Origin of the sequence: Hyphomonas sp. TMED31 (assembly GCF_002172815.1) — a bacterium.
In the GTDB taxonomy this organism is placed as follows: domain Bacteria; phylum Pseudomonadota; class Alphaproteobacteria; order Caulobacterales; family Hyphomonadaceae; genus Hyphomonas; species Hyphomonas atlantica.
In genome coordinates this window covers 1-24,150 of record NZ_NHCK01000044.1, presented here as the reverse complement: position 1 = coordinate 24,150, position 24,150 = coordinate 1, and the positions used below count along the sequence as shown (strand labels likewise).

The window sequence follows — 24,150 nt, the reverse complement described above, 5'->3', positions numbered from 1 at the left end:
AATTCGTCCGGCACAGTGTCCTGGCCTGCCCATTTCTGCGCGACAGGCCCGGCATATTGATCGACAGCGTTTGAACCAGTTTCGGTCCGGTCGAAACCCACCGCATCCTTCGTTGCCTTGTGGTAGTAATACGGCGTCCAGTCAGCGCGTCCCAGATCGTCTACCCAAGGGGCTGGGCCATAGTGATGGCCCGTCCCCATAAGGTGGGTCAGCCCGAGCGGTGTCATATAGTTCACCACGGCCTCACGAGAGCCCATCATCAAGCCGGTGATGATATCAGCGACTTCGGGCGCACGGCTGAAGGTCAGCTCCGCCCAGTCGCGCGCGATGGCCTCGGCGGACGCGTCAGGATCCCAGGCCATACGTCCAAAGGCGTACCAGTTCGCCTGGTCAAAAATCGACCCCGACCAGTTTCGGTCGCTGCCTATATTCGCGACCCCGGCCATGCCGGTAATCTCGTAGTCATGCGCAGTGCCATCAATGACAGAGGCAACCGGCGCGCGCTCATCCGTTGCGTGAGTCTCCGCTGACAGCACCTCTTCCCACAGCGTGCCGAGATACGCGAGATGAGTAGAGAACCCCAGATATTCCTTGGTGATCTGGAGCTCCATCATGAGTGGGGTTTCCGGCATCGCGCCGAACAGCGGGTGAAACGGCTCACGCGGCTGGAAATCCAGCGGTCCATTCTTCACCTGAANCANNACATTGTCGGCAAACTGACCNTCCAGCGGCACAAATTCCGTATAGGCTTGTTTCACGCGNTCTTCTGGTTCTTCCGCCGAATAGACAAAGGCGCGCCACATGACATTTCCCCCGTGCGGCTCCAAGGCCGCCGCGAGCATATTCGCGCCTTCGGCATGGCTGCGGCCATAATCCTGCGGGCCAGGCTGTCCTTCTGAATTGGCTTTCACGAGAAAACCNCCAAAGTCNGGCACATAAGTGTAGATCTCNTNNGCCTTGNCTTGCCACCAGGCCTGAACGGCCGGGTCACGCGGGTCTGCCGTTGGCAGTCCANCCANCTCCATCGGCGCCGAGAACCGCGCNGTCAGATAGACCTTGATGCCATATGGCCGAAACACGTCCGCCAGCGCAGCAACCTTCTCCAGATAGTGCGGCGTTAGCACCGTCGCGTCCGCGTTCACATTCGTCAGGGAGACGCCATTGATGCCGATTGACGCGTTGGCGCGGGCATAATCCGTATACTTCGGGTCCAGATATCCTGGTAGCCGGTGCCAGTCCCAAATGGATTGCCCCGAATAGCCTCGCTCGACATGGCGGTCGAGATTGTCCCAATGGTTCAGAAGACGCAATTGGGTCTTCGGGCGGGAGACAATGTTGACGCCAGTNAAGTTCTGGCCGCGTGCCATGCGCTGAAGGTAGTCGAACGTGCCGTAGAGCACACCGATGTCGGACTGAGCAGAGATCAAGGTAATTTGGCGACCCGAGTGACGGATTTCCTTGATGGCGTACCCGTCCNCGCCAACCTCGTAGGAAGACNGTAGAGGCAAGTTTTCCAGCATGCCGGAACATTCCGGGCTGGCCAAAACAAGCGTGCCGCCCTGCAGTGTGTCAGCGCGTGGTAGCGCTTCCCCCAGCATGGACTGAGTTGCGCGGTCTATCTCGTCCAGTGCAGCATCGATCGTCGCGGAAGNNTCTGAACAGGCGGCCATCACATGACGCGGGGTCGCGTATGACGCTTCTTCCAGTGGCGCATACCGCAGCCATAAATCGTACCCGTCTTCTGCCAACGCAGGCGACAAAGCGCCTGCGGTCGCGATTGCNGTNAAAAGAATNGCGNNNCGCCTGANGATGTTTCTCACGACCCTGGACCCGTTTCCTGATTTCGGGGTCGTCAGCCTGACGGTCTCCGCCCCGAATGTTTGCGTTATCATTTCATAACGCCTGTGNCGGGATGTGTCACCGCCCCTCTGTTACCGAGGGGCGGCTGAAGATCAGGATTCCTGAGTCATTGTGTCGGACATGACATCAAATCCGTCTGCCACTTTCGGCTNAACAGAGCGGCCAATCGTGCTGACCAGCCAGGCCGAAAGACCCGACAGGAAGAAGCCGGGAATCATCGCGTACACGAGTGACTCCAGCGGCACAGGACCATTCTCCGAAGGCAGCANCGGCACGTAGAGCCAGACAAGGACCGTGACTGCGCCGACAATCATGCCGGCCAATGCNCCATCACGCGTCAGGCCNCGCCAAAACAGGCTGAGCAGGATGATCGGGCCAAAGGCTGAACCAAAGCCAGCCCATGCATTCGAGACCAGATCCAGAATGTTGCTGTTCGGATTAAAGGCCAGACCAATGGCAACGAGGCAGACAGCGACCGTCGCAATGCGTCCGATCAGAACAAGTTCTGATTGCGATGCCTCGCGCNNGAAGAAAGTCTTGTAAACGTCTTCGGTAATTGAGCTGGACGACACCAGAAGCTGGGAGGAAATTGTACTCATGATCGCCGCCAGNATGGCCGCCAGCAAGAAGCCCGCGACGAGCGGATGGAAGATGATCTGCGACAGCAGAATGAAAATTGCCTCAGCGTCTGTCAGCTGTCCGCCAAGGTCGTGCTGGTTCACATAAGCCACGCCGACCGCCCCTACAAAGACAGCGCCGATCACGGTCACAATCATCCAGCTCATGCCGATNGCACGCGCGGTGGCCACGTCTTTCAGGGAGCGAATGGCCATGAANCGAACNATGATGTGCGGCTGACCGAAATAGCCGAGCCCCCAGGCAAGCAATGATATGAGCCCGAGCACAGTCATGCTTTCTGGCCACATGTCGAAGAATTGCTCGCGCGAAGGCCCNACGCCTCCGGTGTCCGGGTTNACGTGCGCGGGCGCAGACATGATCGCGCTCTCCATGCCGCTCCAGCCGCCAACCACGAAGAAGGCGATCACTGGCACGAGGATCAAGGCGATGAACATGATGCAGCCCTGCACAAAGTCGGTCAGGCTGACCGCTAGGAAGCCGCCGATCACGGTATAGGCCAACACAACGCCAGCGGTAACGAACAGGCCGAGTTGGTAGTTCAGGCCGAAGGCCGACTCAAACAACTTGCCGCCTGCGACGATGCCGGAAGACGTATAAACCGTGAAGAACACGATGATGACCAGCGCAGAGATCGTGCGCAACGCATGGCTTTTATCGTGGAAGCGGTTCTCGAAAAAGTCGGGGATCGTGATCGAGTCGTCGGCAAGCTCAGTGTAGATTCGCAGCCGCGGTGCGACAAACCGGTAATTTAGATAGGCACCGATGGTCAGGCCAACCGCGATCCAGGCCGCCGAAAATCCGCTGACGTATATGGCGCCCGGCAGACCCATGAGCATCCAGCCACTCATATCCGAGGCGCCCGCAGATAGCGCGCCGACAGCTGGGTGAAGGTTGCGTCCCCCCAGCATGTATTCGGAAACATCGCTTGTGGATTCCCTATATGCATAAAGGCCGATAGCCATCATCAGGACGAAATAGGCCCCAAGCGAAATCATTTCGGGAACGCTAATTGTCATATGTCTCTCGCTGTTCTCGTGAATACGGAAAAGCGCGCCCCCCGTGGCCGCGCATCATTGCAGGTTCATTATGGGCGCGTTTGGCCGTTGCCGTGAACCAGATACTTGAAGCTCGTCAATTGCTCCAGGCCGACCGGCCCGCGCGCATGCATCTTGCCGGTGGCAATGCCGATCTCCGCCCCCATGCCGAACTCTCCGCCATCGGAGAACTGGGTCGAGGCGTTATGCATGACGACAGCGCTGTCGATGCTGGTCATGAAACGCCGCGCAGCCTCTTTGTCCTCGGTCAGGATCGCGTCCGTGTGACCTGACGAGTGCGTGCTGACGAACCGTATGGCTTCATCAAGACCGTCAACCACTTTCACCGACGCAATCGTGTCGAGATATTCGGTCGACCAGTCTTCGTCAGTTGCCTCTGCCAGACCGGGCGCGATCTTGCGGGCCTCGGCATCGCCGCGCAGCTCACACCCCTGCATCACATCTGCAAGACGCGGGATCACTGCCTCAGCAATGGCGCGATCCACGACGATGCTTTCCGTCGCGCCGCATACACCGGTGCGCCGCAGTTTGGCATTGCGGACGACTTCCAGCGACTTCTCTATATCAGCGTCTGCATGGATGTAGCTGTGGCAGTTGCCATCCAGGTGAAGCAGCGTCGGCACCTTGGCCTCATCACGAACCAACTCAACCAGCCCGCGTCCGCCGCGCGGAATGACGAGATCAACATACTCAACGGCGTGAAGCAGAGCGGTCACAGCGTTGCGATCTGTCGTCTCGACAGTCTGCACCGCCGCCCTGGGCAGACCTGCGGCTTCAAGCCCCTTCTGCATGCAGGCCACGATCTCTTTCGTGGAATGCTTGCTTTCCGATCCGCCGCGCAGAATGACCGCGTTGCCGGATTTCAGACAAAGCGCACTAGCATCCGCGCCAACGTTCGGACGGGACTCATAGATCATGCCGATCACGCCAATCGGCACGGCTACGCGCTCAATGGACAGTCCGTTTGGGCGCTCGGTTGTCGACAGAAGTCGCCCAACAGGATCTGGAAGGTCTGCGATCTGCTCCAACGCAGAAGCCATCGCCTCCACGCGCTCATCATTCAGGCGCAGGCGGTCAATAAAAGACTCCGGGCGACTATCCGCGACACTGTCAACGTCTGCCTTGTTGGCGGCCAGAAGTGCGTCCTTCGACTCGCGCAGCGCCGCGGCAGACGCGCGCAAGGCTTCATTCTTCTGCTCGGTCGTCGCAGTCAGCAAATCCTTGGCCGCGTCCTTCGCGTTTTGGCCGAGGCCGGAAATGTAGGCGTTCAATTTGGAATCAAGTGTGGTCACTTTGTATCCTTCGATCTTGTGTTCAGGTGCCTAGCGCAGCTCGATTGCGCGCTTGTAGGCAGCCTCAGTTGTAGCCTTCAGCAGGTCTGACAGTTTGCCGTCACCATTCAAGGCCTTGAGCCCCGCTTCCGTCGTACCGTTCTTACTGGTCACGGAATTGCGGAGGTTTTCCGGCTTGTCGCCGGTCTGCAGGATCATGCGGATGGACCCATCAAGTGTCCCGAGTACCAGGTCTGTCGCCTGATCCTCGCTGAAGCCGAGATCCTTTGCGGCCTCGATGTATGCGCGCGCCAACTCGAATACATAGCCAGGCCCGCTGCCTGCCACCGCCGTCACCCGATCAATCTGGTCTTCATCATCAACCCAGACAGCGGTCCCGGCGGACTTCATCAACGTCTCGACGGCGGATTTGTGTTCATCCTTGGCATCGCCGCTGGCGTAGAGGCCGGCAACACCGGCTCCGATCGCAGATGGCAAATTGGGCATGATGCGAATGACCGGATAGCCCGGTAGTGCGGATTGCAGGCGTGCAACCGAACATCCCGCCGCGATGGAGGCCACCGCGCCGGTATCGGCGAGCACATCTTTGTAGGCAGGCAAAATCTCGTCGATCATCTGCGGTTTGATCGCGACAATCAGCAAATCGAACTTTTCCGCTCCAAGCGCGTTAATGTCCTTGAAGAGCCGGGCCCCATCTACTGGTTGGTCAAGGAACGGATCGACGATGGTGTATTCATCCTCTGTCGCGCGCATCCATTGGGTAAGCAACGCGCCGCCCATTTTCCCGCATCCGACCAATAGTGTTTTCATGCCCTAGTATTCCTTTGTCCGCTTGGTGCGCCAGATAATGATATTTGTTTAGAATTCAAACAATCCATTACAGAAGCACAAGGTTCCACCTCGTGCCTCAGTATCGTCAAATTTCCAATTATGCCGTGTCTTTACCCTTGGTATCGACCCTATGAAGAAACTCTCAAGGTCTTTTGTAAGCTAATTATTTGCATCGTAACCCAAACCTACTTATGTCCGCCCCTAAGCAACTACCGGAGCCAAATTTGTCTTCCAATAAACGCATCGTCGTGAAAATCGGATCAAGCCTTCTAGCCAATCCAGACCTTCTCACACCGCGCTGGGCATTCATGCAACGGCTATTAGAAGACGTCACTAAATTACGGAACGACGGATATGAAGTCGTTCTTTGTTCTTCNGGCGCNGTTGCGCTGGGCCTGAACATGCTGAACGAGACTCCCGAGACCGCGGGTCTGCGCGACAAGCAGGCCGCCGCCGCATGCGGGATGCCGCTTTTGTTGAACGCGTACAAGCAGGTCGCCCATGAATTTGGATTCGATATCGCGCAGGTTCTTGTAACTCTGCAGGATATGGAAGAACGCAAGCGCTTCCTGAACACCAAGAATACGGTTCACCGCCTTCTACAGGGTGAAATCTTGCCGATCGTGAACGAGAACGACTCGATCACGACCGAGGAAATTCGCGTCGGAGACAATGACCGCCTCGCGGCGAAAGTTGCACAGATGATCCAGGCCGACCATCTGGTGATCCTGACCTGCATCGACGGCCTCTATGACCGCAACCCGGAAGAACCCGGCGCAAAGCTGGTCGAGGAAGTCCACGATGTNAGCGAATACATCGCAGTCACTGAAGGCACGAGCAGCCTCGGGAGCGGTGGCATGCTCACGAAAATGCAAGCGGCCAACATGGCCCAGAATGCAGGCTGCACGACCCTGATCGCCAATGGAGAACACGAAGCGCCGGTATCGTCGGTGTTGTTCAACGAACGCCCGCATACGAAATGCCTCGCCCACACAAAGCCCGCATCTGCCTGGGCAACCTGGCTGACAGATCGGCTTCAGATCGCGGGCAGTATCGTTATCCGCGATGAACTCGCCAACAGCCTGTCGCACAGCCCGGAGCATATCCTGCATGAGGACATCATCTCGATTCAGGGCCAATATCTAAAAGGCGACGTCATCCACGTATATGATGAAAAGGGCGATGAGATCGCACGCGGAATGACCAATTTCTCTTCAGANGAAACCATGGTCCTCGCCCGACACCCGGAAATTTCTCCGAAGGAACTGCTCGGCTACCAAACCGGTGGCACGGTTATCAGCCGCGAGAATTTGATCGTTCTGGAAGATCGCCACCTGCTCTGGGACAAGCCGGATCAGGAGACGATGGTTGAAGTCGCTGAGACCTGATCAGTCTTCGCGGCGCAGATCGCCCACATCCAAAATCGGTGCTGCATCGAGACTTCCGGCATTCATCATCGCCGCNAGTCTCTGAACTGATGAGATGAGCAGGCTCTGCTCCCACAGCTCCAGCGAATCGAAGCGCTTGAGGAACCCTTCCTGAAGCGCTTCCGGCGCATCTTCGAGACTGTCTCGCCCTGCGTCAGTGATGACGATATCGACTGTCCGTCGGTCGGTATCGTTCTTTTGGCGCGCCACCAGTCCCGCAGCCTCAAGACGATCCACAATGGTTGTGATCGTTGCCTGGGAGAGATGAACCTGCCGGGCAATCTCTGACGGCTTGACCGACCCGGCTGCCGACAGAGTTTGAAGTACAAGCAATTGCGGCGCCGTGAGACCGGTGGTCTTCNCCAATCGCTTGGAGTTCAGATCGATCGCCCGCGTGATCTGGCGAATTGCTGTGAGAAGGTCTCTGTGTTGGGCCATGAACTGTTCCTAAAGAGACAGTCCACACGTCGTCAATTGCACGCACTGCGGAGGAAAGTCAGCGCTTCCTCAGGCGTGTGCAGTCTCGACGGTCTCTTCCGCCTCGGTCAGCGCTTCGCCTAAATCACCTTCCTCGGAATATCGATACCGCCCCAGAAACAGAAGCGGAACGGTCGAGACGAACAAGATGATCCCAGCGGTGGTGAGGGTAAATTGCCAGTCCTTGCCAAGAAGCAGACCGGTCTCCCACTCCACCAGCTTGATACCGTTGCCGGTGGCCAAATTTGTCATGATGCCAGGGCCAAGGCTGGACCACCAGAGCCAAGCACTTCAGTCGGAGCCGGCACTAACTCAAATAACGGACCACTTTGCTGGAGGCAGACCATTTCCAGATACTTGTCCCAGACATCGAAAGGAGAAGGCGAAAACATCGAGATGAGTCGCCGGTATCTCAGTACGAGTTCGCCAAATGGCGAGAAGATGATACATCCCTGAAAATACAAATCCGGGAACTTCGGATCGGTCTCATAATGGTTCCCTGCGAGGTAAATGCCATTGTCTGCGGCCGCTTTGGCAAGCGCCTCGTATTCTGGTCCATCAGGTGCCAAGGCCGCTTTCGCGATTCACTCCGGTGCAGTCTCGCCCCACGGAAACCCGGTTAGACTGTACTCCGGCAAGACGACAAGTTTGGTATCTGCGCCAAGAAACCGTTTTGAGTTGGCAATCTTGGCAGAAATTTCATCAATTTTTCCGAGTATTGACTTGCGTGCATCACTTGCTGTCAGACTGTTGACGGCGTGACATGCGATCTGGAGCGCTAAAGCAGAATAAGCCATTCGATTGGTATACCTTTTAGGGTTTGCCGTTCGATGTCTGATATGAGGTGCAATGAGTCAACCTCGGTACGATGGAAAAGTGGACGGGATAAAATGAGAGAAGACGCGCAATTGGCTCTATCGGCGAAAGACCTGGATGAGAACTCCAGCATACCGCTTTACCAGCAGATCTACTCCAAGATCCGACACGCAATCGTATCGGGTGAAGTCGCACCGCAGTCTCGCCTGCCCGCTGAACAAGAGCTTGTTCAACGCCTTGGAGTTTCACGCATCACCGTAAAGCGCGCCTTCAATGAGCTTGCTATTGCGGGCCTGGTGCGCCGCTATCGAGGCCGCGGCACCGTGGTCACGTATGACTCGTCCACGCCTACCGTCAAAGGCAGTTTTGAGAACTTGATCGATGGCCTGAAACGCATGGGTCTCGAAACAGAGGTTCAATTGCTGGACACCGAAATCGTCAGCCCGAGCCCGGCCATAGCAGAAGCCTTGAAGCTGGGGCGCGGCGCCAGCGTTCAGCGAATTGTGCGACTGCGCCGGCTTGCTGAAGAGCCATTCTCTTATCTGGTAACCTACGTTCCAGAAGACATTGCCGAGACCTACACCGAGGACGATTTGGCAACAGCGAGCTTGATCGCACTCCTGGAGAAGGCTGGGCACCGCCCCTGTGAAGCCACACAAACAATCACGGCAGTCCCCGCTGAGCCTGCGGTTGCGGCAGTTCTTGGTGTCACAACTGGATCTCCGCTGTTGAGAATTCACCGCATCATGCAGGATGAGACCGGCCGCCCCGTTCAGGACATTACCGCCACCTATCGGGCGGACCGTTTCCAATACGAAATGCGCCTCACGCGTGAGAAGAATGCAGACTGGACCGCTGAGTAAGTAACGCCTTCCCTGCCGAAGATGACGCACATTTGTCCGGTCAAATCCACTTGACCAGGATTGGCCTGCCCCAAAATTTATCTATTCGGAAACCACACCGGCTCTAAAGTGATCTCGGCGATGACGATGGCGCAGCCAGAGCGTGTCGGAAGCCTTGTCATGATCTCAGCGACTATTCTGACCCCAGATGAACACAAAATGTTCAACGACTATTTCCAGCCCGTTCCGCTGGATGATGCAGGCACCCGTTTCNGCACCATGTGGGAACGCATCGTNGAGCGCCGTGGTCCTGGCGCGACTATGGAAATGATGGCGCGCTCATTCGCNATGAATCTCNTGGGCGGGGAAGCATACGAATGGGGCCATCACGCTGCATTCGCCTGGTGGAAAGAGGAAGAGCACGCCCTTCAGACTCTCCCGCACAGAATTACCATTCTAAATCCCAACGACGATTTGACTGAATGCACACGCAGAGCCGCCCCAATGCTGAGGAACGGGAAGATAATTGAATTGCCTGAATGGGGCTATAATTTCATGGATGTGTGGCCGGAAGAGTCAGCACAATTGGTGCTCTCCAATCTATAGACTCACTCCACCTAGTAGCTCCCACCAAGCGCCACGTACAAATCGATAGAAGCTGCCAGACGATCTCGACGCGCTTCCAGCGCATCTTGAGTTGAGGCGTAGTAAGATTGCTGCGCAGACAAGAGACTGGTCAGGTCGTCCGCTCCCACACGGTACCTGAGCTCGGCAGAATCAAGCGCATTGCGACTAGCGGACAATGCGATTTGTACCTNCTCTTCTCGAAGCGCACTCGTGTTGATCGAGGACAAGGCCACATCGACCTCTCGTAGTGAAGTTAGGATTGCCTGCTCATAATTGGCCAGAAGTGCTGCGCGACGTGCTTTCGCNCTTTCAAGCTGCGCCTTCAGCGAGCCGCCTGAGAAAATCGTCTGAGACAGGGCAGCGGACAAGCTTGCCGTTGGATCTGACAAGGACGTCAGCACCGTACTGACCCCCGCCCCCAGGTCGATGCTGGGCAACATGGCNGCTCTCGCCGCAACAACATCAGCCTGCCCTGCTCTCAAGTTTGCTTCAGCCTGAAGCAAGTCTGGACGGCGCGTAAGCAGGTCAGAGGGCAACCCGGCATCTGCCACGGGTAGCCTCGTCTCATACAGGTCGACACTATCGATCTCGAAACCCTGAGGCGTTTCGCCCACCAGGATAGCAATAGCGGTTTCAATCGAAAGGATTTGCTGTTCAATTTGTGGGATTTGCGACCTCGCATTAGCCAACGTCGCCTTCTGACTGGCCAGATCAAANCCGGAGATNTCGCCTGCCTCGTAGCGGACTTCAACAATATCAAATATGCGTTCCGCAATATTNAGGTTCTCTTTCGCTACCTCAAGCTGCTTACGTGCGACTTGCAAGTCAAAATAGTTCGTAGCCAGATCGGCCAGAATACTCAGTTCCAGCGCGCGCTGGGAGTATTCAGCAGACTCGAGACTGGCGCGAGCCGCATCCTGCGAAGCTTTGACTTCCCCAAACAAATCCAGCTCATAGCTCGCCGAGAGACGGGCGCTTCTCGAAATTTCGTCAAGACCGGCGTCTGAGCTCACAGAGGTGCTGGCACTACCCGAAATCGACGGCAGAGACTTCGCATCAGCGACTGTGACAGCGGCGCGAGCGGACNCAACATTCGCAATTCCCGCTTCGAGAGATCGGTTCTGATCCAGCGCTGCCGTAACCAGTGCATTGAGTGCCTCGTCCCCAAAATTGGTCCACCACGGACCGAGTTCCGGCAAATTCTCNCTTGTTTGAACATTTGTATCATACGCANCCGGCACGATGACTTCCGACGAAGATGTCGTGGACTCGTGGACGCTCGCACACCCCGCTATTGCGAGCGCAAGGCTGAGGGAAACGCTGGAAATCTTGGTCATAGTTACTCCGCCGAAAGAGCCCGTACCGGGTCAAGGCGCGAAGCATTGCGCGCCGGCAAGAAGCCGAAAACAAACCCAGTCAGGAAAGCTGTAGAAAAGGCGAGAATTGCCGGAAGCGGCGTGATCGCAATAGACGTACCGAGGTTCNCCAGTATCGCACAAANACCAAATCCAGAGAGGATGCCAATCATNCCACCAAGGGCACANACAACGACCGCCTCAACAATAAACTGCACNAGGATGTCAGACCGCCGCGCACCTGTAGCCATACGCACACCAATTTCCCGCGTGCGTTCAGATACACTGACCAACATGATATTCATCACACCGATCCCCCCGACGAGGAGAGATATTGACGCTACCGCACCGAGAAGCATGGAGAAGGAGTTTTGTGTTTGCTGAACCGATTCCAGAATTGAGGCCGTGTTCCGTATTCGAAAATCCTCAGTTCCATGCCGATCCAGCAATAGTGTNTTGGCTTCGCTCTCTGTCGTAGAGATGACATCAGTATCCNCGACTGCAATGGTAATGCTTGAAAGGTACGAACTACCAAAGACCCGCATCATGCCAGTCGTAATTGGGATAAGCGCAATATCGTCCTGATCGCTTCCAAACGAACTCGCGCCTTTNTCTTCCAGAACGCCGGCTATCTCAAAGGGGGCACCAGACAANAAGACGTATTCGCCTACCGCGTCAGANACATTGTCGAAAAGTTCGCCGGCGGTTGTCGTTCCGAGTACGACAACACCGACTCTCCGATCTACATCCTCCGCCGTGAAGAATGTGCCATACTCAACCCTACGATTNTTTGCGAGAAGCCAATCTTCGGANACGCCTTCAACGGAACCACGATGATCCGCGTTGCCCCTACGCAATGTTGCCGATCCAGATCGCGAAGGAACTGCTGCGATCACATTGTCGAGCTCACCCAAGGCATCCGCATCCTCCAATGTCAGGGTGGCAATCGCATCCCCTCGCATGCGCGCGCCGCGATCACCGCCTGGACGAACAAACAGCAGGTTCGCCCCCATGTCTTCAAACCGCGCCATGACGTCTCTTTGGCTGCCTTGCCCCACAGCCAGCATGGCAACGACTGCAGCCACACCAATCACAACACCCAATAGCGTCAACGCGGTTCGGAAAAGGTTCGCGCGCAAGGACCTGAAGGCCGTCTTGATAGACTCNGTCAGCTGNAGGATAAAGGAAGGGGACGTCCTTGCAGTGCGATGCTCAAAACATGGTTTCGATCTCGGAACTGCTCCCGAGTCTGCAATGATTTTTCCATCCCGAATTTCGATGGTTCGATCAGCGCGCGCCGCCACCTTCTGATCGTGTGTAATCAGAATGACTGTGCGACCGGATTGATGGAGGCCCTCCAGCAGTTCCAGCAGCTCTCTACTTGTACCAGAATCAAGCGCCCCCGTAGGTTCATCTGCAAGGATCACTTCAGCATCATTCATGAGGGCGCGTGCAACTGCTACACGTTGTTGCTGGCCGCCCGACAATTGACCAGGCCTGCTTTTCTCTCGTCCGTTCAGCCCAAGGCGCGCAAGCAGTTCTCGCGCCCGTGTCTTTCGTTCCGACTGGCGCACCCCAGCATATACAGCCGGAATCTCCACATTTTCCAGTGCACTGACATTTGCGAGTAGATTATAGCGCTGGAAGACAAAACCAAACGTCCGACGGCGCAGTGATGCCAAGTCATCCGCGTCCATTTTGGATACATCCTGACCGTGGATGCGATAGGTACCAGCGGTCGGGCGATCCAGACACCCCAGCAGATTCATCAATGTCGACTTGCCCGAACCGGACTGTCCGACAATTGCAACGAATTCACCTTCGGTAATGGTAAGGTCCACGCCATCCAAAGCCCGGACTTCTGCACTGTCCTTGCCGTAGACGCGCGTAATGCTCTGCAGCTGCAGTAAAGGTTCTGACATCTCGATTGTTCCTTACGCCGGAGGCGGAGGGCCCATTGGTGGACGACGGTTATTGTCTCGCCGTTCAGAGGTTTGTCCTGGACGCAATTCCACCTGCCCCGTAACGACTTCGTCCCCCTCGGAAAGGCCAAAGAGAATTTCCGCTCTACTCCGCGTCTGAAGTCCGACAAGAACAGGCTGAGGCACTGCTTCGCCATCAGCGTTCAGCTTCAGCACCATTCCCATTGTGGCGTCAGGGTATTGTGCACGCGCCTCACGTAGGGCGTCACTACGCCCACCTCTTTCACTTCGATCTGGCGAGATCGCTCCAACGGGACGCGCTTGCCGGGAGCGGCTGCCCCCTTCCGGACGCTCGGGACGGCTCTGCAAGGCAGCGACCGGGATCAGCACAGCATCATCAGCACGGCCCTGCACGAAGAAAACCTGCGTGGTCATGCTACTTCGCAAAATCCCGTCCGGATTCCGCACATCAAGCAGTGCCTTGTATAGAACTACGTCGTTGACGACTTCTGGCGTCGGCAGAATTTGCCTGACTTCAGTCTCCCATTTTCGATCCGTATCGCCCAATGTGGTGAACCAAGCCGCCTGTCCCTTTTGAACACTCAGCACGTCGGCTTCTGAAACATCAGCCTCGACCGTCATGATCGAAAGGTCTGCAATGGTCATGACAACGGGAGCTGTCTGATTTGCATTCAGCGTCTGCCCTTCGGACGCACTTAGCGATACGACCGTGCCAGCAATGGGAGCATAGATCTTCGTGTAATTAAGATTCGCCTCGTCTGCCTTCAGACTGGAAGTCTGTTGCGCAATTTGAGCGTCAATTGAATCCAGCTTGCCTTCGGCGATTTCCAGTTCAGATTGCGTGGCTTCGTAATCAGCTTTCGCGATCGCATCCGCCTCCCAAAGCATGGCCGCGCGCTCTGCCTCGGCACGAGCAAGGTTTAGCGACGCGACCTGTTGGCGGCGCGATGCTTTCAAGGAGTCCAGCTGGGAGCGCTGGGCTTCTACCGTATTCTCCGCAATGGTTGCATCAATCTGGGCCAGTAATTGCCCGGCTTCAACTTCGTCACCGACATCGACAAACAATTCCTGGAGCTGTCCCGACACCTGAGCGCCCACCTCTACGGTTTCCTTTGGAGTGAGAGTTCCGGCGGCCGAAATCGTTACCTCAAGATCGCCCAAAGTCGCCACAGACGTTTCATAAGTCGGCGCTGTCGAACTGGCGATGTTGGATTTGGCAAACCAAATGCCCCCCGCCGCAACCAACAAAATCGCCACGGTTATTGTCCAGCGGGCTCGTTTCCCGAATAATTTCATTCTAGTCTCTTTTCAGCAATTCTGGCTGCGAATGTCACTCACGGTGTTAAACGGACCAGTCTGAAGAATCCGTCGCGACTGTCTGACATTTTTGCGCAACNNGANTCACACGCCTGTTGTCGTGGATCACCACACCCATGTTGCAGGANTGTTGCGGAGCCATGACAGCGGCGCAACTGCACGCCGTGCGACACCAGGCGCCCAGACTTTGTGTCAGGCTGACATACTCTCGCTGACACGCGGCACAATTTGGCAAAGTTCAGACAAAACGCTCCCGTAACGCACATGGATCGGTCGACGTGGAGCGCGCATACATGAACTATTTTTCATTAAATAACAATTGTTTAAGTTTGTTCGCGCCACGCCATCGCGCAAATATTTCGGAAGATATGACACGTGGGCTGATCATCACACTTCTCATGTCGACAGCCCTCCCTGCCTGGGCTGTCGAAATCGACGATAGCACGACCACGCCTGTACAGACTTCCACGGCCAATAATGGCTCAGCCGATGATGTGGAAGTCACCGAAGATGGTGAAATTGACCTTACTGAACAGCCTGGCACGACCGCTATCACAGTAGATTCTAACAACTCCGTCACCAATGAGGGAGAAATTGTCGCCGAAGACACTGACAATGTAACAGCCATTGCCGTGCAAGCCGACGTTACCGCAGACATCACTCATATCGGTTCGATAGATCTCTACGAAGATTATGATCGTGAAGACGAAGATGACGACGACGATGATGATGGTCCGCTGGCGGTAGGCTCCAATCGTATCGGGATCAACGTCGCATCCGGCGGGACAGTCACCGGAGACATTCTGCTTGATTACGGATCAACTCTCTACATTGAAGGAAATGACTCCGCAGGTGTGATTGTAGGATCTTCACTTGCTGGCGATTATACGCAGCAAGGAACCATCTCGGTGATTGGCGACAATGCGCGCGGATTGGCATTTGAGGACGATGTCGATGGCGACGTTCTGATCAGCGGAACCATCACCGCTCAGGGACAGAACGCCTCGGCTCTGGAGATTGAAGGAGACGTCAGCGGGAACGTCACTATCGAAAGCACGATCAGCTCTACAGGATTCACCAGCACGAGTGCTACAAACTATGTCGCCCCTATCTACGTCGACGACGACACGGAGGCCGTGGAAGACCGGCTTGACGAAGATGACCTGTATGACAACGCCACTGCCGTGCGGATCACCGGAAGCCTCGGTCATGGATTGCTGATAAATGGGGCTGTGGACGACTTCACCTCCGAAGAGGACGAAGACGACGAGACAAAGGACACAATCGACGATTTCGATGAAAATCGAACTGCAGGCCGCATATACAGCTACGGCTCTGCACCAGCGCTGAGTATTCAGGCCGACTCTGGTGAAGCACTCGTCTTGTCGGGCGTTGTAGAAACTGTTCGCGACACGACCGATGACGACGACGATGACGACTTGGATGAAATCCTCGCAACATTTTCATATGACCAGGGACTGATAAATCGCGGAACAATTTATGCGACCGGCCAGAACATCGGCTTCGATGCGACCGCTCTATCCATCAACGGGTCGAACGATGAGACCGGCACAGTCTCCATCGAAGGAGGCATTCTTAACACCGGGTCGATTCAGGCAACGGCCTATGAGGCATCCTCGACCGCCCTTTTACTGGGCAGCGGCACGTCAATTGGATCGCTGGAAAACACCGGATCTATCAGCTCCACAATCTACACGCTCACGAACGATGTGGCCAATGGGCTGGTCATCTCGGACGGAAGCGAGCTCGAAACCATCGTGAACTCGGGCACGATTTCTGCTTCCTCCAATGGATATGGTGGACAGGTCACAGCCATTCTGGATGAAAGCGACACTCTGCGTTCCATCACCAATACGGGNGTAATATCAGGGATATTGATCTCTGATGGGCGGGAAGATGATGAGACCGGCTTACAAATTGCGATTGACCTGTCTTCCCAAAATGGTGGCGCCACAATCCGGCAGTATCAGGAAACGCCGACTGAAGATGTGAACGGCGACGACGAGATTGATGAAGACGATGTAACAGAGCCAACCATTTACGGCGATGTGCTCTTCGGTAGCGGCGACGATGTTCTCGAAATTCTGGACGGTGGTGTCGCAGGAGACATTTACTTTGGTGATGGCTCCGCAAACTTTGTTCTGTCAAACTCCGAGTTTGTTGGGGACACCTATTTCGATGGCACGACGCTGAGCCTCAGTATTGAAAGTTCCGAAGTTGAAGGTGACGTCGATTTTGGCACCGCATCCGGAACATTGAATTTTCTTTCGTCCACACTGTTTAGCGGAAATCTGACTAGCCGTGCTTATGGCCTCAACGCCTCAATCTCCGAGTCTGAAATCATACTCTTGGAAGACACTTCCTTGAACCTGGCAACACTCGCCGTGACTGGATCTTCAATTCTTGATTTCGAGATTGATCCACAAAATCTCAAGACAACTCCCTTCATTTCTGTATCCGGCACCGCATCCATTGGCAGCGACACGACGATCCGCCCCACGCTAACGTCGTTCATTGATGATGACTTCCAAGTGGACTTGATTGAAGCTGGCTTTCTATCATTCGATGAAGAATCCGCTGAACTCGCGACAGACAATGTTCCGTGGATCTACAACGTCTCGCTTCAGACTGAGAGTTCTGAGACAGATATGCTCAGCCTCGATTTCAAGCTGAAATCGGCTGAGGAACTGCAACTTGATAGCAATCAGTCGAACGCCTTAGGCGCCGTACTAGAAGTCGCGATGGATGACGATGATTTCGGCTCGGCCGTAACACAGTTGTATACGGAGCATGATTTCCAGGAAGCCTACAATCTGTTGCTTCCACAGCGGACTGACGCTGCAACACGATACCTGGAATCTCAGTCCAATGCAGCGTTCGGCGCCCTGAGTGACCATCTGGAGTTCGCCCGCGCATCCAGCGAATCTGGCAACGGCGCCTGGGTACAGGAGACCTATTCTCATGTGAGCTATGACGGATCAAACGATGGCCCTGGCTATGATGGTCGGGGCCTCGGCCTCGCGCTCGGTTATGACCACTCAATCTTCGGCATTGATGCAATCGGCATCATGGGCACCATGACGGACGGCAAATTCGAAGAAAAGACGGGCGGCTCCAATCCTGTCACGATGAAAAGTCTTGGTATAGGCCTCTACGCCACCGAACAGTTGGGTCCTATCAATCTGCAAGCGGTTGGGCAGATTGCGAAGGTCGATCACTCTAGCTATCGAGAAATCAACCTTGAAGACTACACCTCCGAAGTCAGCGGGACATGGGACGGTCAGACATTAGCTGCCTCGGCTGTCGCCTCTACAGAGTTTGGAGCCGGTCCCTTCCGAATATCGCCTTCTGTCGGCCTGGACTATTTCAAACTGGATCAAGATAGTTATTCGGAAACAGCTTCCAATGGGCTAAACTTGTGGATCAGCGACGCGACCACTGACAAGGTTACAGCAGATGCTGGGCTGAGCTTCGTCTATGTATGGCGGGGCGGCGGCGATCCTAACCGCACCGGTCCGGCCTACTCCAGTTACACGAAATCAAACCGTGACCGCCCACTTGTTCGGGCGGGACTTGATATCGGGTATCGGTCAACACTCTCCACAACACCCTATGAAGTCGAAGCCGGCTTCGTTGGCTACGAACAATCCTTCGCCCTGAAAGCCACCGAGGAATTCAGTGACGCCGCAACACTGGGGCTCTCATTACTTGCGGGTTCGGATCTTCTGAAAATCAGATTTGGCATTGATGGCGAGCTTTCAACCGACGCAACCGCCGTGACAGCCAATGCTGCCGTCAAACTTCGCTTTTAGTCACGCCGACTATCCAAATTCCTTGCTCAAGGACGCAAAATCATGAGCCGTAAAACCAAAACTCTAGCGATCTCATTGCTGCTTTCATCAGCAGTTGTCAGTACGCTCCAACTCCCTGCTCTGGCACAGGCAGAAATCTTGGAAAATACTGGCACGATCGAACGCATTATCGTTAATGGCAACCAACGGATCGAAGATCGAACTGTTCTGTCATACATTCTCGTCGAGCCCGGCTCCAGTTTTGATGCAAACCGTATCGATCTTTCCTTGAAATCGCTCTTCGCGACCGGACTTTTCGCGGATGCGAAGTTCGACCGCGTTGGAAATCAGCTGGTTATCACCCTCGTCGAAAATCCAATCGTCAGCCGTGTGATGATTGAAGGAAACAAGGCAATGGCAGAGGACAAGATCCGTGAGGAGATACAGATNGCTCCNCGNGGGGTNTTCACTGCAGCCAGNATGCANGCTGATGTTCAGCGCATNATGGAACTNTACCGNCAATCCGGCAGATTNGCCGCCAAGGTTACACCAGAGTATGTGCCTTTGGACCAAAACCGCGTGGANGTCATATTCTCGATCACCGAAGGGCCGGTATCNGGNGTGCGCGCGATCAACTTCCTNGGCAATGAGGANTACTCNGACAATAGACTTCGCAAGGAGATCGTAACGCGTCAATCGCGGTGGTGGCAGTTCTTTTCTTCCAACGACAATTACGACCCTGGACGGATGGAATACGATCGCGATCTCTTGCGACAGTTCTATCAGAACAAGGGATACTATGATTTCCGTGTAGAATCCGCCGTCGCGGAACTTACACCGGATCAGAAAGATTTCTACATCACCTATACGATTGATGAGGGTGAGATCTATCGTTTTGGAGAGGTCAACGTAGGAACCGAATTAGAGAAGCTCAACACTGACGCCTTGCGCGCATCACTGTCTGCGAAATCGGGAGATCTGTTCAGAGGAGACACAATCGAGCAGTCAATCGACGGCCTCACCTATGTCGCAGGCATCGGAGGCTATGCTTTCATCGACGTTCGGCCTGAGATCTCGGCAGATATGGAAACCAAAACAGTGAATGTCACCTTTCATGTCAATGAAGGACCACGTGTCTATATCAATCGGATCAACATCGTCGGAAACACACAAACACTGGATCGCGTCATTCGACGAGAGCTTCGCATCAATGAAGGCGACGCCTTCAACCGGGTTCTGCTCGACNGGTCTCGTAACCGGGTNCGAGCGCTAGGCTACTTCAAAGACGTCGAAGTTACCGAGCTTCCNACTGCAGANCCGGATCAGATTGATGTGGACCTGAAAGTGACAGAACAACCAACTGGCGAGATGAGCTTTTCTGCCGGCTTCTCTTCNTCAGAGTCTTTCCTNGTCGACGTCAGCGTAGCGCAACGCAACGTGCTCGGGCGTGGGCAGTCGGCNTCNGCGCGAGTTTCAACGTCTNCGCTACAGCAAATCCTNGACCTGCAGTNTACCGAGCCGCGCTTCCTGGATCGCAACATGTCAGCCGGACTTGGCGCATTTGCCACCCGTCTCGACTATTCAGACACTGATCTCGGGGGGTATACGACCGAGTCAATGGGGGTCAGCGCGCAATTGGGCTTTCCCTTGTCAGACCGGCTACAGCTCGGCCTGAAATATACGCTNCAGAATGACAAGATNGATGTCGTCGATCAGAGTATTGTTATTGACGAAGATAGCGGAGAACGACTGACATCAGAATANACAGTCGATGATGGCGGCACACCTGGNGACACTAGCGACGACATCACAGGGGTCACCTATGTGAGCGCCGATGACGTGCCNTTACCAGACGGTTCCCTGATCGTAGATGTTTGTGACATCCGTTATCTCAATCGATATTCACTCTGCTCTAGTGAACGCTCGGAGATTTCTTCGATTGTTGGATACAACCTGNTGCTCGACATGAAGAACGATCCGCTTGAGCCAACAGGAGGCTTTGACCTTCTGTTCGGACAGGATGTGTCGGGCTTCGGTGGAGATGTGAATTTCATCCGCACCAACGCGTCGATGAATCTTTACCAGGGAATTACTAAAAGTGTCGTCGCCAGCCTGCGATTGTCTGGCGGATACATAGAACCCTATGGGACAAGCGAAGGTAACTCCGAATACGGTCAAACGACGCCGCAGGGCGTTCGCATCAACAATCGCTTTTTCAAAGGTGGAAACAGTTTCCGGGGATTNGACACCGCCGGTCTTGGGCCGCGCATCGTTCAGATCATACAGAACGATGACGGCACAGAAACCGTAAAACGCCTGAATGCACTTGGTGGCAACGCCTTCTACCAAGCCAGCCTTGACCTCTCAATTCCGAACTACCTTCCCGAGGAATATGGCATCAAGACAGGCTTGTTTCTCGAGGCAGGCTCTGTCGGATTGCTCAGTGACGTCGACAAGAGCGATCCAGTTGAGTTTACTGACACTTATGGACGCGACGCCGTCCAATTGATTGAAGACGAGTTATCCCTGCGCGCATCAACAGGATTGAGTGTGTACTGGACATCTCCATTCGGCCCCATTCGGTTCGACTTCAGCCATATCCTGAAAAGTGAAGAGTATGACCGAACTGAATCGTTCCGTTTCAGCACATCAACGCGGTTCTAGATGCAGAGTTCAGGCATCGGCTTTCAGCGGCAGGGCAATCGTCGCCAGCAAGCCCCCTTCTTCCAGGTTCTCAAGACTTATCCGGCCACCATGGGCTTCCACAAGGGTCTTGGCGATATGCAGGCCAAGACCATGCCCCCCGGTTTTCCGATTGCGNGACTCCTCCAGGCGAACAAGAGGCTCAAAGACGCGATCTATGGCGTCCACAGGAATACCGGGGCCAGAGTCTCGAACTTGAATCGTCGCCATGCCTTGACGTTCCGACAGCTCNACAGAAGCACGCTCGCCATAGCGAACGGCATTCTCGATCAGGTTTCTCAACGATCTGGTCAATTCATCTGACCGTCCCATCACAATCGGTCGATGGTCCGTCTCCACAAAAGAAACGGCCAACCCCAGATCGGCCAGATCCTCGACAAGACTGTCTACCAGCGAAAACAAATCCAGAGGCTGAAAAGGCTTACCCGATTGTCCAGCAGTCGCGGCGGCCAGTGCGGCTTCCGTGATACGTTCCAACTCAAACAAGGCCCGCCTCATTCGCTCACGTTCGTTCGCGTCGGCCAACATCTCTACTTTCAACTTCAATGAAGTAATCGGCGTTCGCAAATCATGGCCTATGGCTGCCAGCAATTGTCGTTGACCTGCAACTGTGCTCTCTAACCGGCGCCCCATGCGATTGAAGGCGCGCAAAGACTCTCGCACGTCGTAGGGGCCCTGTTCAGCAAGCGGTTGATGAGTGTAATCAGAGGCGAGTGTATTCGCGGCCTTCGCCATTTGCCGAAGTGGATTGATGGCATTCATGGCTGCCCANACGCCGATCCCGATCATCAGAACGACCAATACAGCGACGGGCAACAAGCCCGGTCCGGGTCCCTCAAGCTTAATGGGCGTNGTCCGCAAATTGATCCACGTTCCCTCACTAACTTCGATGGACACCATAATGCGCTGCCCCAACCCGAAGTCTCGCTGAGGCTGGGGAGAAGCATCGGTATCAGGAGGCCCAATTGGCCTGCCGCCATCTTCCGGAGGACCGAACTCCGTCAACTCGCGGAAATCGCCTGGTCGCCCCATCCTTGGCCCGAAAAAGCGCACTCCAACAGCAACGCTATCAGCCAGACCCAAATGCGCGCGAAGTTCCTCTTCCCTATAACTCGAACCAGGTCGCGCTATTGGATGGTCTCCGACGAAGTAATCATCCACTTTGAGGCGTTTCAATTCCTCAACCGGAAGACTTTGCGGCCAACCCTGTACTTGCAGCTCAGACAATGCNGACTGTGCNACTCGCATAGCTCTACCCGGCAGNTCNTCGCGCGATGACATCTGGAACTGGACGATGACGAACACCAAAATGAAGGTTGACAGAACCGCCATGATGACCAGCATGACGATCCGAGCAAGGAGTGTATCAAAGCGATGTAGCATCACAGCTTTTTTACATCCGCTGCAAATACATATCCGCCTCCCCAAACCGTTTGAATAATATCCGGGTTCTTGGGATCTCGTTCTATTTTTTTCCTGAAACGGCTAACCTGGCTGTCGACACTTCGATCAAATACGTCCGCGCCTTCAGCATGNGACAATTCCACAATTCGCTCGCGCGACATGACAATCTGTGGACGCGCGATGAAGATCATCAGAAGCTGGAACTCACCGCTACTCAACGAAACAATCACGCCATCATCACGCGTCAAACAACGTTTTGCCGTGTCGAGCGTCCAACGGTCAAACTCAAAGTAACGCGTCTTTTCGGGTGTCATTTCCCGGTTGTTNCCATTCGAGCGCCGCAGGACTGAACGTACTCGCGCTAACAGTTCGCGGGGATTGAATGGCTTGCACACATAATCATCTGCGCCAACCTCGAGTCCAACGATACGGTCGATCTCATCAGTTCTCGCGCTAATGAACACTATTGGGATAGAAGTAAGACGGACAATTGAACGACACAGACTGATCCCGTCCTCGCCTGGCATCATGACATCGAGCAGAATGAGGTCGGGCTCTTCGGAGTGTATTCCACGGCGCGCGGCCGGCGCGTTCTCCGCTGTCGATACCCGATAGCCATTCTCGGTCAGATAGGCTCGCAAGTCTTCCCGGATGTCACGGTCGTCATCTATCACCAGAATATGCTCTGGGGCGTTAGTGGCTGGATCTGGCATCGCCAGAGTCTCCTGAACAGAAATTTCAATCAGATCATTACAGATAGGATAAACTTGTTGCCAAGTTGTGTCGCGGCTGCAGATGATGGGCTTGATCCTGCATTCGCGGCATAATCGTTCGACGAACGCGCTATCAGATTTTCGATATTTCAAATCCGTAATGCAGTGTTGCGCACTGCCACATCTTGCCATCACTTTTGTCNGAACCGGCATATCCTCTCAACATGGACGGAGCATGTTCTCACCATCAGCTCTGGGGAATTTCCCGGAAGAATAATGATGAGAGATGCCCCAATGCCGAAGTTCACTGCCACGTCGACTGCAAGGACCAGCTCTTATTCAAGCCCAGTCATAGTAATCATCGCATCAGATAGGACAGTCCCAGTCCGCCCCTTGCTCACCGAACCTCCCTTTGGGTGCAACAATAGATGCGATGAGAGGGAGGTGTCACGCGTCCCCTACGTCTCACCCAGTGACGCCTCCCTCACCTCCCCCTTTACCGGGCGGCACCCGAAACGGACTTCCACCACCAAGCTCGCCGTTTTGGGCATAGGCGCAGCGTTTTTGCTGGCCGCCTGCGCATCATCCTCACGACCGGGGCCTCCCACCGGTCGAGACAAAGATGATCGCGCCCGCCCGGTGCCCTCACAACCAATGTCTGCTCCGCCCANCGCACTCCTGTTTACTGGAATGGACACAAACAAAGATCACATAGTCACACTCTCAGAGGCTCAGCAGGGCACTGAGATGGAGTGGCTGTCAGTATCTGGAGCAAAGAGCGATTATAGGACCGCAATCGAGATGACCCAATGGTCAAGTACAGCACTTGGANATCCGAACGCCTTACCCAATCCTATAGCATTCGACAGCAATTTGGACGGCCGCATCACCCCGCAGGAGTTCCGAACACGTCTAATCGACATATTCGAAACATTCGATAGGGACNACAACGGACACCTCACCCGCGCAGAGCTTTTGGCAGCTTCCGAAATCACAAATCGGATGGATCAACCGACACCTCAGGGTTCTAACCGCCG

At 54.9% G+C, this 24,150-nt stretch carries 17 protein-coding genes; 4 read left to right on the top strand and 13 right to left on the bottom strand.

Features of this window, described 5'->3' with window-relative positions; translation table 11 throughout:
* The 4 genes from CBB91_RS07085 to proC form a co-directional block, all read right to left on the bottom strand.
* Positions 1-1,793 (bottom strand): alpha-glucuronidase family glycosyl hydrolase (locus tag CBB91_RS07085; RefSeq protein WP_345906759.1); only part of this gene is annotated, 1,793 nt, incomplete at its 3' end.
* A 159-nt stretch (positions 1,794-1,952) separates the two neighbouring features.
* Positions 1,953-3,515, bottom strand: a complete 1,563-nt coding sequence (putP, locus tag CBB91_RS07080) for a sodium/proline symporter PutP (protein ID WP_273013099.1) — start codon at positions 3,513-3,515, stop codon at positions 1,953-1,955.
* 68 nt (positions 3,516-3,583) lie between these two features.
* A complete protein-coding gene (locus tag CBB91_RS07075; protein WP_273013098.1) occupies positions 3,584-4,846 on the bottom strand; it encodes a glutamate-5-semialdehyde dehydrogenase in 1,263 nt (420 codons plus the stop codon).
* Between the two features lie 30 nt (positions 4,847-4,876).
* Entirely contained in the window at positions 4,877-5,656 is a 780-nt protein-coding gene (proC, locus tag CBB91_RS07070; RefSeq protein WP_272982237.1) for a pyrroline-5-carboxylate reductase, read from the bottom strand.
* Between the two features lie 245 nt (positions 5,657-5,901).
* On the opposite strand from proC, the gene proB reads away from it, so the two are divergent.
* Positions 5,902-7,065: a glutamate 5-kinase gene (proB, locus tag CBB91_RS07065; protein WP_345906758.1), complete on the top strand. Its 1,164-nt coding sequence runs from the start codon at positions 5,902-5,904 to the stop codon at positions 7,063-7,065.
* On the opposite strand, the gene CBB91_RS07060 is transcribed toward proB, so the two are convergent.
* The 4 genes from CBB91_RS07060 to CBB91_RS07045 form a co-directional block, all read right to left on the bottom strand.
* On the bottom strand, positions 7,066-7,542 hold the full coding sequence (locus tag CBB91_RS07060) for a MarR family transcriptional regulator (RefSeq protein ID WP_273013093.1): 477 nt from the start codon (positions 7,540-7,542) through the stop codon (positions 7,066-7,068). It lies immediately after the preceding gene.
* A gap of 69 nt (positions 7,543-7,611) precedes the next feature.
* Complete coding sequence (locus CBB91_RS07055) at positions 7,612-7,833, bottom strand: hypothetical protein (protein ID WP_273013091.1); 222 nt, start codon at positions 7,831-7,833, stop codon at positions 7,612-7,614.
* Entirely contained in the window at positions 7,830-8,150 is a 321-nt protein-coding gene (locus CBB91_RS07050; RefSeq protein ID WP_273013090.1) for a hypothetical protein, read from the bottom strand. Before CBB91_RS07050 ends, CBB91_RS07055 begins: the two co-directional genes overlap by 4 nt.
* 15 nt (positions 8,151-8,165) lie before the next feature.
* Complete coding sequence (locus CBB91_RS07045; protein ID WP_273013089.1) at positions 8,166-8,378, bottom strand: hypothetical protein; 213 nt, start codon at positions 8,376-8,378, stop codon at positions 8,166-8,168.
* 93 nt (positions 8,379-8,471) lie between these two features.
* Between CBB91_RS07045 and CBB91_RS07040 the strand changes: the two genes are divergently transcribed.
* The gene (locus CBB91_RS07040; RefSeq protein ID WP_273013087.1) at positions 8,472-9,260 is read left to right on the top strand and encodes a GntR family transcriptional regulator; all 789 of its coding nucleotides are present in this window, start codon (positions 8,472-8,474) and stop codon (positions 9,258-9,260) included.
* Between the two features lie 596 nt (positions 9,261-9,856).
* Here the strand turns inward: CBB91_RS07040 and CBB91_RS07035 are convergent.
* The 3 genes from CBB91_RS07035 to CBB91_RS07025 form a co-directional block, all read right to left on the bottom strand.
* Complete coding sequence (locus tag CBB91_RS07035; protein ID WP_273013085.1) at positions 9,857-11,203, bottom strand: efflux transporter outer membrane subunit; 1,347 nt, start codon at positions 11,201-11,203, stop codon at positions 9,857-9,859.
* Between the two features lie 2 nt (positions 11,204-11,205).
* Positions 11,206-13,143 carry a MacB family efflux pump subunit gene (locus CBB91_RS07030; RefSeq protein ID WP_273013083.1) on the bottom strand — a complete coding sequence of 646 codons (1,938 nt, stop codon included), beginning with the start codon at positions 13,141-13,143 and terminating at the stop codon, positions 11,206-11,208.
* Positions 13,144-13,155: 12 nt separating this feature from the next.
* Entirely contained in the window at positions 13,156-14,421 is a 1,266-nt protein-coding gene (locus tag CBB91_RS07025) for an efflux RND transporter periplasmic adaptor subunit (protein WP_273013081.1), read from the bottom strand.
* Between the two features lie 458 nt (positions 14,422-14,879).
* Here CBB91_RS07025 and CBB91_RS07020 point away from each other — a divergent pair, with 458 nt between their 5' ends.
* The gene (locus tag CBB91_RS07020) at positions 14,880-18,314 is read left to right on the top strand and encodes an autotransporter outer membrane beta-barrel domain-containing protein (RefSeq protein WP_345906757.1); all 3,435 of its coding nucleotides are present in this window, start codon (positions 14,880-14,882) and stop codon (positions 18,312-18,314) included.
* 42 nt (positions 18,315-18,356) lie between these two features.
* Entirely contained in the window at positions 18,357-20,957 is a 2,601-nt protein-coding gene (bamA, locus tag CBB91_RS07015) for an outer membrane protein assembly factor BamA (RefSeq protein WP_273013077.1), read from the top strand.
* Between the two features lie 9 nt (positions 20,958-20,966).
* Here the strand turns inward: bamA and CBB91_RS07010 are convergent, their stop codons facing one another.
* Both CBB91_RS07010 and CBB91_RS07005 read right to left on the bottom strand, forming a co-directional pair.
* The gene (locus tag CBB91_RS07010) at positions 20,967-21,815 is read right to left on the bottom strand and encodes a HAMP domain-containing sensor histidine kinase (RefSeq protein ID WP_345906756.1); all 849 of its coding nucleotides are present in this window, start codon (positions 21,813-21,815) and stop codon (positions 20,967-20,969) included.
* A gap of 563 nt (positions 21,816-22,378) precedes the next feature.
* Complete coding sequence (locus tag CBB91_RS07005; RefSeq protein ID WP_345906755.1) at positions 22,379-23,305, bottom strand: response regulator; 927 nt, start codon at positions 23,303-23,305, stop codon at positions 22,379-22,381.
* Positions 23,306-24,150 lie beyond the last annotated feature (845 nt).